Raw genomic sequence first — 12,534 nt, 5'->3', positions numbered from 1 at the left:
TAAATTTCGACATGAATCAACAGGAAGTGACTGAATGGGTGTATTGATTGACTTAATATATGAAAATCCTATAGAAGCTATGGCGACTCACGATATAAAGGTCCATAAACTAAATCTTTGCGCTGATATTGCTGGTTTTGTCTATAAGTCACGTAAGGATATTTATCATATTGTAATTAATTCTAATTTAAATTGGCAAACTCAAACCAAGGTTTTTCTCCATGAAGTCTCTCATATTGAAAATGACCTTCCTAAAGTTGGCTATATCGTTGGGCTTGATATGCGGCATGATCCGATGGAGATTAGGGCCGATTGGGAGGCTAAAGTAACAGCGAAATCATATGGATATTAGGGGGTTATTATACTCTAAAGCTTCAACAAACAACTTATAGTTACGATATTTTTCAATAACAGTTCTTCATCCCAATGGCTTCCAGCAGCAAAAAAGCGAGTAATTTCACTGAGACGCTTTGCTGATAACTAATGGCGAAGCATTACCTAGTTAGATTTGTTTTAGATATATTTGTTATTTAGAAAGGATGCTATTTATGCGAAATTCTTTTATTGGTACTTTCATTATTCTTATTATGAATATATTTATTATACCTTACCTCAATATAGCTAAAGATAATATGATACTACATGGAGATAGTGCTACACATGCAAATAATATTTACTTAATATACTTCGCAGTTATCAATATTACACTTGCAGGAATCGTGTTTGGAATTATTTGGTTAGGTAAGTTAATAATTCATAAGTATTTTACACAATATTAAAAAGGAAACATCGATTAATGATAGATGCTCCAAGCACTCTTATTCAATAACCTAGTTTCCTTATATATCCTATATTGTGTCTTTATTTAATAATATGTAAACCTCATTAAGGAGTTTTCAATAGAAAATCATGTAATACTAAGGAAGGTTTATACTAAAAAGTCTTGATCAATATATATTATACTTTGTAATAAATAGGAGTAGAACGTGCGTTCCGGCGAGGAAGTATGCTATAATTAAACCTGATAGGAGAAATCTGAGTCCAAAAATATAAAACAGGCCGTCTTTTAGAAGGACGGCTATGGGATGAATTTCCCCGCTCTGCTTTACAATATTATTTTGCAAAATAATTGAAATATGCCAGCGGACCTGTTGCCGAAACCGGCCTGAGACCCAGAGCATCAAAAATTTTCAGAGGGCCTAGCGCTCCGCACCTTTTCCTAAGGAAAAAGTGCGGAGTTTTTCTATATAGAGCCCCAAAGTGGAGATGTTCATATGACAGAAGAGACTGCTAAAAAGAAAAAACCGAAAAAGAAAGTAGGGAAGCGGGCCAATAATGAAGGAACAAGAATTAGTGAGCGTGCCGATGGGCGTTGGGAAACAAAGGTTACTACCGGATATCATCCTTTGACCGGTAAACCTAAGCGAAAATCCTTATATGGCAAGTCACAATCGGAAGTAGAAGAAAAACTTGTAGAGTTAAAATATAAACTAAGAACCGGTCAATATATAGAACCGGAAAAAGAAACCTTTGGCGACTGGCTTCTACAATGGCTGTATGTCTATAAGAAACCAATGCCCAATAAAATTCGTATTGAAACATATTCAGACTATGTAGATTTAGCTAAGAAGCATATAATCCCTTTACTAGGGCATCATCTCTTAACTAAAGTACAATCTATTACCTTGCAGGAGTTCTTTAATTACAAGGCCGAATCTGGGCGCCTGGACGGAAAAGAGGGCGGACTATCAACTCGGCGCTTGCATATGATGTATCAGTTGATTAACGGCGCTCTAATTAAGGCCAAAAAACTTAGAAAAATCCCGTCGAACCCTGCAGAAGATGTCGAGTTGCCCAGCATCGTATACAAAGAGTTTGATACCTACTCCCCCGAAGAAGTGGATTGTTATTTAGCAGCTCTAAAAGAAGACCGGCTCTATGCTGTTTTTCTTCTAGAATTAACGACTGGGTTAAGGAAAGGAGAACTCTTAGGGATTCCTGATCATTGTTTTGACCCCAATAAAGGGGAAGTTTATATCATCCAAACTATTAAGCGCAAAAAGTTAGAAGGGGAGGAAAAATCAAAACTTATTTTCTCTCAACCGAAGTCAAAAAAGAGCAAACGAGTTATTCCTCTATTGCCCAAAGTCATTAAAGAAATTAAGCGCTTCCAATCTTTAAAACGTCAAGAAAAAATCCTTTTGGGTCCTGACTATATAGACAGCGGTCTATTATTTACAACTGCTTATGGTACACCCATTGAGCCGCGGAATCTAAATAGAAAACATGCTGCAATTACCAAAACAGCCGGAATCAAACTCCTAAGGGTTCATGATTTGCGGCATACGGTGGCAACCTTGCTTTTAGATGATGGTGAAAACCCAGTTAATGTGAGCGACCTCCTTGGACATGCCAAAACCAGTACCACATTAGATATTTACGGTCATAGTACTCCAGAAGGCAAAATCCGGGCTGTCTCTCGATTTAGCAATTTAATAAAGGCGATAAAATAAACCGGAAAAATCCGGTTTTTCTTTTTAAAAGCTAGTTGTCGTCAAGTTGTCGTCAAAACTATTATCTACACTTCCCATACAACATAAAAAAGCACTGCAATCCCTTGCAGTGCCTACATTTCATATGGAGCGGACGACGAGATTCGAACTCGCGATCCTCGGCTTGGGAAGCCAATGCTCTACCGCTGAGCCACGTCCGCTTAATTATATAAAGGGTTATCCTTTTAGCCTCTTTAGACCATTAGACCCTTTTCCCAACAAAGAAAATTATAAGCGCTAGGACCGAATATGTCAACTCATACTATTTTATGAATTAGTACTTAAAACAATAAGCGTTATTCTCGTTATTTGTATTTCGTCTCTAAGTTCACTTTCAGTTACTCTAAATTGAGTCTGCCCAATTTGCAAGATCTCCACGAAAGTTTTTCGTCAACGTTAGAATCTTGCAATAAGGTTGACTCTTAAAGTGTTCCATATATGGGACAAAACCACTTTTAGCAACAGGGATATCAATTTGACCTGAATGGCCGATACATATTACTTTGCATGAATCATGTACTCTAGTGAATATTTTTCTTAATTCTTGAACCGTAAAATTCTGGCACTCATCAATAATTATAGTCATTTCCTTAAGATTAGTGCCTCTAAGAAATAAGGGGGTTTTAGGATAACACCAAATACTATCCATTACCCGTTTCATACTTACCTTCCTGCGAATAGCTTCATTGACCAGTGCCTCTTCATTATATACACACTGAGCAGGATTCTCATTGATTTCTAAGAGAGCATCCATCAATGGTTGATGGTAGATGCTTTCCTTCTCAGATTGGGTTCCCGGTCTGAAACCCATCGCAGATTCCTGAACTGGATTAAAAATATATGTTAGTGGTTGCTTAAAGAGTTTAGCACAAGCAACTGCAAGAGTTGTTTTTCCAGTTCCTGCTTTAGCATTGACCATCACTAATTGATAATCGAATATCGCATCAACATATTCCCGTTGTTCTGCCGTCAATCTTGGCGCGAACCCAAACAGTAAGTTATTCTCAGGTAATGGCACAGATTTCACCAACCTTATTCTATAAGTCTGATTACGGAAAATCTTAAATTAAATATTTCATTCAATAAAACTTTGTCGGCTTTCCCGCCCTTAAAGACGATCATGCTTCTAGTATTTCTCATAAAGTAAACTTAATTCAAGATTGCTATAAACTTAAGAAGCGGGGGTCACTCTGATGTAAATACTACAAACCAATGGCAAACACCTTAAAACTTCAAATTACGACAAATAAGGTTCTGTTTTTTCCAGAGGAAATTACAGAACCTTGAGAGCTATTTTTTATAGTATAAACAACTTACCTAATTTCCTTAGCTAGACATTATGGTGCCTCAGGACGGAATCGAACCGCCGACACGAGGATTTTCAGTCCTCTGCTCTACCGACTGAGCTACCGAGGCATTAAATTTTTTGGTGACCCGTACGGGATTCGAACCCGTGTAACCGCCGTGAAAGGGCGGTGTCTTAGACCGCTTGACCAACGGGCCTTATAAATGTCAGTATCTCAACACTCTAAAATACTTTTAAATCCGACTTAAAGTAAAGAAATATTTAAAGGACACTCACAAATATGAATATTACACTATGTTGCTATCTCTGTCAAGACTTTTCTATATAATTCTAACGAGCTTTATAGTGAATTTTAAAATTCCACCCTTTTTCTTGAAAAACAGAATTCCATATATCATCTACTTTTTTGTCTTTGCAATACACTGTTAAATTTCAAGAAACTGTTCAGGCATGATATAACTAGAATAGGAACGATATTAAATACCGTTCCTATCTCTTTAGGTCTTTAACATAAGTTACTTAATAATTAAATTTCTTCAAAGTTTGTTGCAGTTCCTCCGCCATATTAGCTAATACGTGACTCGAAGAGGCAATTTCTTCTACCGAGGCCGACTGTTCCTCCGTCGCAGCAGACACAGTTTGCGTCTGGCCAGTAATATCTCTACTTGTCTCATATATATCTGAAACCGATGCGACTATTCTTTCACTACCCATAGCCATTTGTTGGATCTCTTCCGATATCTCCCCAATCTGGGACGAAACCTGATTAATTAATGACGTTATTTCATTAAATGCTTGGCCTGCGGTCTCAGCTACTTGTGTTCCCAGTTTAACTTGTTGTGTGCCCTCATTAATCGATAAAACCGCCTTTTGCGTATCTTGTTGAATACCACTGATCAGCGTGGCAATCTGTTTAGACGCTTCTTGCGATTGTTCTGCTAATTTCCGGACCTCATCCGCTACTACAGCAAACCCTCTTCCTTGTTCACCTGCTCGCGCAGCTTCAATGGCTGCATTTAAAGCGAGGAGGTTTGTCTGAGCTGCTATCCCAGAAATGGTATCCACAATTTGTCCAATTTCTTTAGAACGCTCTCCTAAATTAGTAACCATATCCGCTGACCCTGTTACTGTTCTTTCAATATTGACCATTTGCTGAATCGTCTTGTCAATGGCTTGAGTTCCCTCAGAAGCAGAAAGGGCAGTTTTTTCCGAAGACTTTACGACTACTTTAGCATTCTCTAACATATGCTGAATTCCTGCCGACATTTCCTCTACGCTTGCGGATGTCTCATTGACTGCACTCAGCTGTTTTTCAGCACCCAAGGAAACTTCCGATATTGATAATGCAACTTGCTGCGAGGCTTGTGCAGATTGTTCTGCTCCTATACTCAATTGTTGGGATGAGGCAGCAACTTGCCTCGAGGAGGATGACACTTGTTCAACAAGCTGGATTAAGTTTTCAGTCATAGTTTTGAAAGCTCTTCCTAGTTGACCTAATTCGTCTTTAGAACTAATATTGAGTCCCTCTACTTTAAGATTCCCTTTGGCAATCTCCTCTGCACTAGTTGCCATCGCAACGATCTGATTGGAAATCTTTTTACTCATAATCGTCCCTAAGACGAGTGCTATTCCTAAGGCCAATAATATGGATACTAAAGTATAGATTATACTTACTCTGCCCTTTTGCTGATAATCAAGTTCCTTTGCCGCAACAAGTTTATCAATATCATCCACCCAGTTCCCAGTTCCAATCACCCAATTATAGGGTTGAAATAACAATGTATAACTTCTCTTTGGTAACGCTTCAGTTTCATTTGGCTTAGCAAATTTATAATCTGAATAACCTCCATCCACTTGAGTGCCATTCTTAATAAAGTCCTGTACGAATAGTTTACCATCACTGTCTTTGGAATCATAACGCGACTTGCCCTCAGCAGTATCTCTCCCGAGGAGAACAACATTTACCCCCTCTGTGGTATCAATCCAAAAGTAGTTGCCATTATCGAACCGTAAATTTCTTACTAAATCGGCTGCTTTCTTCTTTGCCTCTTCCTGAGTTAATTCTCCTCTTTGTTGACTGGCATAAATATCTTGAACTAAACTGTGAGCTGTCTGTACTTGAAGCTTAACATTACGATCAAATTGTTCGTACAAGGTATCTCGATATTGTTTTAAGTTAGTTTGTTCTGCTGCTATTAAATTATAAATACTGTACCCTCCGAGAATTGAACCCATAATAAGTGCTGTTGTCACTAACAAAAGAATAATGCGGTACTTTATCTTCGTCATTTCTCTCCTGTCCCCCTTTATCTAATTTGCTTTAAAATAACCTATAATGAAAATGCCCTATAATTTTTTTGACTACAAAAAAATCGCCCCCCTTAAGGCACGACAGAGTCCCGGAGTGGCAGCTCGGCTATCATCACCCTTACGTGGAAGACCCGTAGCTTTGCGTCCTCAGCTTTCGCTAAGTTTGCCTTTGTCAATAGCCTTATGTAATATCGGAAAGATCCTTTTCGATATTTTATTGTTCCTTTTATCTGACTATAGCACAAGGAAAACAATAATTCTATATATTTTTCCCAAATTTCATCAAATTCTGCTTTTTTTATAATATGGGCCCAAAAGAACGCATTTTGCACGAATAATAATTATATATTGTTTTCACTTCAGTTTATTCGATGTTGGTTTTAAGGGAAACTTAAGAAGACAGTAACTAAACACTTTATGTTTAATCACTGTCTTCCTATAATTACAAATTAGTACGCATCACTTATGCACTCCTACGTGATTGTTTAGTCTCTATCTTTTGGCTTTAACTAGATTTAATAGTTTTAAATACTAAACATTTTTAAAGTTTCCTGTAATTCTTCCGCCATATTAGCTAATACCTAACTTGAAGAGGCTATTTCCTCAACTGAGGCTGATTGTTCTTCCGTTGCTGCAGACACAGTTTGTGTCTGTCCAGTGATTTCCTTACTAGTCTCATTGATATCCGATATGGATGAGACTATTCTTTCGCTGCCTGCAGCCATCTGTCGAATCTCTTCAGAGATTTCCTCAATCTGAGACGAAACCTGATTAATCAATTCTGATATTTCGTTAAATGCTTGGCCTGCAGTTTCAGCAACCTCTGTTCCAAGTTTGACTTGATGAGTACCCTCATTAATCGATAAAACGGCCTTTTGCGTATCTTGTTGAATACCACTGATCAGCGTGGCAATCTGTTTAGACGCTTCTTGCGATTCTTCTGCTAATTTCCGGACCTCATCCGCTACTACAGCGAATCCTCTTCCCTGTTCACCTGCTCGCGCAGCTTCAATGGCTGCATTTAAGGCGAGGAGGTTTGTCTGAGCTGCTATCCCGGAAATGGTATCCACAATTTGTCCAATTTCTTTAGAACGCTCTCCTAAATTGGTAACCATATCCGCTGACCCTGTTACTGTTCTTTCAATATTGACCATTTGCTGTATCGTCTTGTCAATGGCTTGACTTCCCTCAGAAGCAGAAAGGGCAGTTTTTTCTGAGGACTTTACGACTACTTTAGCATTCTCTAACATATGCTGGATTCCTGCCGACATTTCCTCTACGCTTGCGGATGTCTCATTGACTGCACTCAGCTGTTTTTCAGCACCCAAGGAAACTTCCGTTATAGCTAATGCGACTTGATGTGAGGCTTGTGCAGATTGTTCTGCTCCTATACTCAATTGTTGAGATGAGGAAGCAACTTGCCTTGAGGACGATGACACTTGTTCAACAAGCCCAATCAAATTTTCGGTCATAGTTTTAAAAGCTCTTCCTAGTTGTCCTAATTCATCTTTGGAACTAATATTGAGACTCTTTACTTTCAAATTACCCTTTGCAATTTCATCTGCATTATTGGCAATCGCAACAATCTGATCAGATATCTTTTTACTCATGATTGTCCCTAATACGAGCGCAATTCCTAAGGCTAATAAGATGGATACTAGGGTATAAATCATACTTACTCTACTCTTTTGATGATATTCAAGTTGCTTTGCTTGAACAAGTTTATCCATATCATCCACCCAGTTTCCAGTCCCAATCACCCAATTATAGGGTTCAAATAGCAAAGAATAACACAAATATTAACTCTATATTCTGCACATAGATCCTGACAGATCTATGTGCAGAATATAGAGTTGCTTTGACTTACTCTTTATACCCAGGTTAGCCCAATGACATAATCAAAGCGTCTGCCCTAAAAAATATTGTTCGTTGAGCCCTTAATACAAATTTTAGCCATGCTGGACACAGCTTCCGATTTTATGGAATGAGATTAGAATTTCTCACTGCCGTAAATCATCTGCTATGCCAACATGGCTAAAACGGTCAATTCTGTTATGGTGGGCCATCCGCGACTCGAACGCGGGACACCCTGATTAAAAGTCAGGTGCTCTAGCCGACTGAGCTAATGGCCCAATATTTGTACCACGAATTAGAATTCTACACGAAAGTATTAGAAGTGTCAATGTTTTTCTTAACTAAAAATTTCCCCGCGTACAATTGTTTGTTCACGTCCAGGACCAATTGCTACCAAAGTAGCTGGTACACCCGACAATTCCTCAATCCTGAGGATATAATTTTGGGCTGCCTGGGGCAGGTCCTCGAAGCGGCGGACTTGTGTAATATCTTCTTTCCAACCAGGCATTTCCTCATAAACTGGTTGGCATTTCTTGAATATCTTTTGACTCTGTGGGAATTCTCGGATAATCTCATCCTCTACACGATACCCAACGCAGATCCTTAATGTCTCAAATCCCGTAAGAACATCTAGTTTTGTTATAGCAAAATCCGAAATTCCGCTCACACGAACAGCATATCTGGCAATAACCGCATCAAACCAACCGCATCGACGCGCGCGGCCGGTAGTGGTTCCAAACTCATGTCCATTCTTCCGCATTTCTTCTCCGGTCTCCTCTAATAATTCTGTAGGGAAAGGGCCTTCTCCCACACGCGTAGTATAGGCCTTAATAACCCCAATTACACGATTAATACGCGTTGGCCCAACCCCTGCTCCTATACAAGCCCCTCCGGCTATCGGATGAGATGATGTGACAAACGGGTAAGTCCCATGATCTATGTCAAGCAAGGTCCCTTGTGCCCCCTCAAAGAGGACTTTCTCTCCTGCTTGAATGCTTACATCAATGGTAAGCGAACTATCGGTCACCATCGAACGAATTCTATCCGCATAACCAAGATAGGTTTCATAAATTTCTTCAAATTTAAGTGCTGCCTTACCGTAGACTTTCACGAACAAGTTGTTTTTTTCGACTAAATTACGCCGTAGTTTCTCAGCAAACTCATCCTTATCTAAGAGATCAATAATTCTAATCCCAATCCTCGACGCCTTATCCATATAAGCCGGACCGATTCCACGTCCTGTGGTTCCAATTTTATGCTCACCGCGTGCCTCTTCTTCCAAGCCGTCAAGCACTCTGTGGTAAGGCATTATGACATGGGCATTACTGCTAATGACTAGCTTTCCCGTCTTAATACCTCGCTTGGCAAGGTAATCTAATTCCTCTAACAAGACCTTCGGATCAATCACCACTCCATTGCCAATCACGCAAGTCTTGTCTGCATAGAGAATTCCCGAAGGAATTAGATGAAGTTTAAACTCTTCTCCATTTGCAACAACCGTGTGACCTGCATTGTTCCCGCCCTGGTACCTTACAACAACATTCGCTTTTTCGGCTAGGAAATCCGTTATCTTGCCCTTTCCCTCGTCCCCCCATTGAGAACCAATTAAAACAACAGCAGCCATATAGATTTTCCTCCCATCTTCAAGCTCTAATCTTCTAATTTCAGTCGTTTAAAGATATTATCCACGTGCTGTAGATGATATCTTAAATCAAACAAGCCCTGAATTTCTTCTTTGGTCAAATAGTTTAGAACACGCGCGTCCTTGGAAACAACTTCTATGAAATCCAACCCTTGATCCCAGGCTTCAAATGCGTTCTGTTGAACCCAGGCATAGGCCTCTTCTCTCATACAACCATGTTCGACTAAGGCCAAGAGAACGCGCTGGGACGATGTCAGTCCAAAGGTTTTCTGGAGATTTCGCTTCATGTGATCTTCTCGAATCTTAAGCCCGGAAATAACTTTTGTCATCTGTCGAAGCATATGATCTAACAGAATACAACTGTCCGGAAGTATGATCCGTTCAACAGAAGAATGAGTCATATCCCGTTCATGCCAGAGCGCAATATTCTCCATAGCGGCCAACGCATTGCCTCGCAGAAGCCTCGACATTCCTGACACTTGCTCACAAATGATCGGATTCCGCTTATGCGGCATTGCAGAGGAGCCCTTCTGTCCGTCTGCAAAAGGTTCCTCTACTTCAAGAATATCTGTGCGTTGTAAATTGCGAATTTCTGTTGAGATTTTTTCGATAGAACCCCCAATTAAAGCTAAGGTTGTCACAAAATGTGCGTGTCTATCCCTTTGCAAAATTTGATTGCTCACCAAAGCAGTCTCCAGACCCAGATGTTGGCAAACAGCCTCTTCTACTTCTGGTGAGACGTTGGCATACGTTCCCACTGCTCCTGAGATCTTCCCCGCACTTACAGAAACTATAGCCTGATCAAGGCGTTCGATTTGACGATCAATCTCGGCAATCCATAGTGCCAGCTTTAAGCCAAACGTTAGTGGCTCAGCATGTATACCATGAGTCCGACCGACCATCACTGTATATTTGCTCTCCAAGGCTCGCTTAACCAACGCCTCTCGGAACTCTATTAAGTCCTTTTTCAGCAGAAGACCTGAATCCTTTAACACAAGGCTTAACGCAGTGTCTTTAACATCTGAAGAAGTCAATCCAAGGTGTAAGTACTTTCCGGATTCTCCAATCTCCTCTACAACTGCTTGCAGAAAAGCAATTAGGTCATGACGCACTACGGCCTCAATTTCTAAAATCCGCTCAGAATTCACTTTTGCCTTAACCCTAATATCTTCCATGGCCTTTTGAGGGATTTCACCACGCTTTGCCATAACTTCAGCAACAGCCAGTTCAACTTCTAGCCAGCGATCATATTCATATCCGTCCTGCCATAACTTTCCCATTTCAGGGTGAGTATATCGATCGAGCAACAAACTTCGCCCCCAGTCATTCTTTCCTCTTAAATGATAATTTTGATTATCTTCCACAAGGGAGTGTAAATATTAATTAATTTTACCCTTGGCCACAATATCTCGGGCAACAACAATCCCTGTCGCCGAAGCTTGCATTAACCCGCGTGTGATTCCCGCTCCATCCCCAATTGCATACAACCTAGGTATTGCTGTTTCAAAGTTTGATTTCACTTTTACTTTAGAAGAATAAAATTTAACCTCCACTCCGTACAATAACGTATTCTTAGAATACATACCGGGTGCGATCTTATCGAACGCCTTGAGAGTCTCAATAAGAGAAGTCAAGTACCGTTCCGGGAGCACATAACTAAGGTCTCCTGGAACAGCAGAAAGAAGCGTAGGAATAGTCGTAGATTTTCGCAAACGACTTTCCGTCGTCCGCCTGCCCTGCAGAAGATCTCCCAGTCGCTGTACCATTACTCCTCCACCTGTTAGCATGTTCGCCAGCCGGGCAATATATCGTCCATATTCAATGGGTTGATTGAAGGGTTCTGTAAAGCGAGTAGAAACCAATAAAGCAAAATTCGTGTTCTTGGTCTTCTTCTCAGGATCCGCATAACTATGCCCATTTACTACAGCAATATCTCCGTCGTAGTGTTCCTCTGATACCACTCCGCCCGGATTGACGCAGAAACTACGTGTTTTGAGGTCATACGTATCTGAATAATAAACCAGTTTAGGTTCGTAAAGTTCACGAGTTAAATTGTCAAGAATTGAGTTTGGTACTTCGACCCTTACTCCAATATCGACTTCATTGTTTTCTGTTACAACGCCTAAGCGAACAGTCTGATCCGCCAGCCAATTTGCTCCCCCTCGTCCGGGGGCAGCAATCACATAACGAGCAAACACTTCATCCAGCTCTTGTTCATCTCGACGTTGGATAGTAGCCCCTATTGCTCCTTCTGAGTCGGCCAAAATATTCTTAACTTCAGCAAGTTCCCAGAAAATCGTATTTGTTTTTTGCATGAGATGTTCATACATCCCCTTTAAGACATCATAGGCCAGCTCCGTACCCAAATGCCGTACTGGACAATGAATTAGCGCAATATTGTGACGAGATGCTTCATACTGAATTTCTTCCACCCGGCGGTTATCTAAGCCATACACTGTTTCCTGAGCACCAAACTCGCGGTAAATTGAATCAGCATAATCAATCAACTCTTGAGCTTGTTCCTCATTCATATACTCAACCAAACGACCGCCTACCGCAGGACTCAAAGACAGTTTACCATCACTGAAAGCTCCGGCACCTGACCATCCCCTAGTGATGGCACACGGATTACATCCTGCACAAACCCCAGTCGTACGAGCGGGGCACTTTCGCTTTTCTATGCTTCGACCACTATCAACAATAAGAATCTTCAGATCTTTATCGTGCTTTGTTAACTCTAAGGCCGTAAAAATTCCGGCCGGACCGGCTCCGATAATTAAGACATCTACATTATGTTTCATTGTTTTCCCTCCTAGAGCCGCTTTCTTTTCTAAATATGAAAAACCCCAGTCGCAAACAATTTTATCTTA

8 protein-coding genes, 4 tRNA genes and 1 riboswitch are annotated in these 12,534 nt (G+C 40.4%); of the genes, 2 read left to right on the top strand and 10 right to left on the bottom strand.

The features are described 5' to 3' along the window. Positions 1-34 precede the first annotated feature (34 nt). Positions 35-352 (top strand): hypothetical protein, encoded by a 318-nt coding sequence (locus BUB11_RS00705; RefSeq protein WP_073027063.1) that lies wholly within the window; start codon positions 35-37, stop codon positions 350-352. A gap of 922 nt (positions 353-1,274) precedes the next feature. Next, positions 1,275-2,513, top strand: coding sequence for a tyrosine-type recombinase/integrase (locus tag BUB11_RS00695; RefSeq protein WP_073027059.1), 1,239 nt, complete (start codon positions 1,275-1,277; stop codon positions 2,511-2,513). Positions 2,514-2,638: 125 nt separating this feature from the next. Here BUB11_RS00695 and BUB11_RS00690 read toward each other — a convergent pair. The 10 genes from BUB11_RS00690 to BUB11_RS00645 all read right to left on the bottom strand — a co-directional run bounded on the left by BUB11_RS00690 (position 2,639) and on the right by BUB11_RS00645 (position 12,465). Then, positions 2,639-2,713, bottom strand: a tRNA-Gly gene (locus BUB11_RS00690). 182 nt (positions 2,714-2,895) lie between these two features. Then, a complete protein-coding gene (locus BUB11_RS00685; protein ID WP_073027057.1) occupies positions 2,896-3,570 on the bottom strand; it encodes a PhoH family protein in 675 nt (224 codons plus the stop codon). 322 nt (positions 3,571-3,892) lie between these two features. After that, positions 3,893-3,968: transfer RNA gene (locus BUB11_RS00680), tRNA-Phe, on the bottom strand. An 11-nt stretch (positions 3,969-3,979) separates the two neighbouring features. Continuing rightward, positions 3,980-4,055 (bottom strand) — tRNA-Glu (locus tag BUB11_RS00675). A gap of 322 nt (positions 4,056-4,377) precedes the next feature. After that, a complete protein-coding gene (locus BUB11_RS00670; RefSeq protein ID WP_073027055.1) occupies positions 4,378-6,147 on the bottom strand; it encodes a methyl-accepting chemotaxis protein in 1,770 nt (589 codons plus the stop codon). A 114-nt stretch (positions 6,148-6,261) separates the two neighbouring features. After that, positions 6,262-6,346: riboswitch (cyclic di-GMP riboswitch) on the bottom strand. Between the two features lie 403 nt (positions 6,347-6,749). Next, on the bottom strand, positions 6,750-7,928 hold the full coding sequence (locus BUB11_RS00665; RefSeq protein ID WP_242947407.1) for a methyl-accepting chemotaxis protein: 1,179 nt from the start codon (positions 7,926-7,928) through the stop codon (positions 6,750-6,752). A gap of 295 nt (positions 7,929-8,223) precedes the next feature. Further along, positions 8,224-8,300, bottom strand: a tRNA-Lys gene (locus tag BUB11_RS00660). Positions 8,301-8,359: 59 nt separating this feature from the next. Further along, the gene (locus BUB11_RS00655) at positions 8,360-9,646 is read right to left on the bottom strand and encodes an adenylosuccinate synthase (protein ID WP_073027054.1); all 1,287 of its coding nucleotides are present in this window, start codon (positions 9,644-9,646) and stop codon (positions 8,360-8,362) included. Positions 9,647-9,672: 26 nt separating this feature from the next. Beyond that, on the bottom strand, positions 9,673-10,971 hold the full coding sequence (purB, locus tag BUB11_RS00650; protein WP_486598917.1) for an adenylosuccinate lyase: 1,299 nt from the start codon (positions 10,969-10,971) through the stop codon (positions 9,673-9,675). Positions 10,972-11,043: 72 nt separating this feature from the next. After that, the gene (locus BUB11_RS00645) at positions 11,044-12,465 is read right to left on the bottom strand and encodes an NAD(P)/FAD-dependent oxidoreductase (RefSeq protein WP_073027049.1); all 1,422 of its coding nucleotides are present in this window, start codon (positions 12,463-12,465) and stop codon (positions 11,044-11,046) included. Positions 12,466-12,534: the final 69 nt, after the last annotated feature.

It is taken from the genome of Desulfosporosinus lacus DSM 15449, assembly GCF_900129935.1.
Taxonomy (GTDB): domain Bacteria; phylum Bacillota; class Desulfitobacteriia; order Desulfitobacteriales; family Desulfitobacteriaceae; genus Desulfosporosinus; species Desulfosporosinus lacus.
Note: the sequence above shows the minus strand (reverse complement) of the source record. Positions and strands in the feature narration are given on the sequence as shown.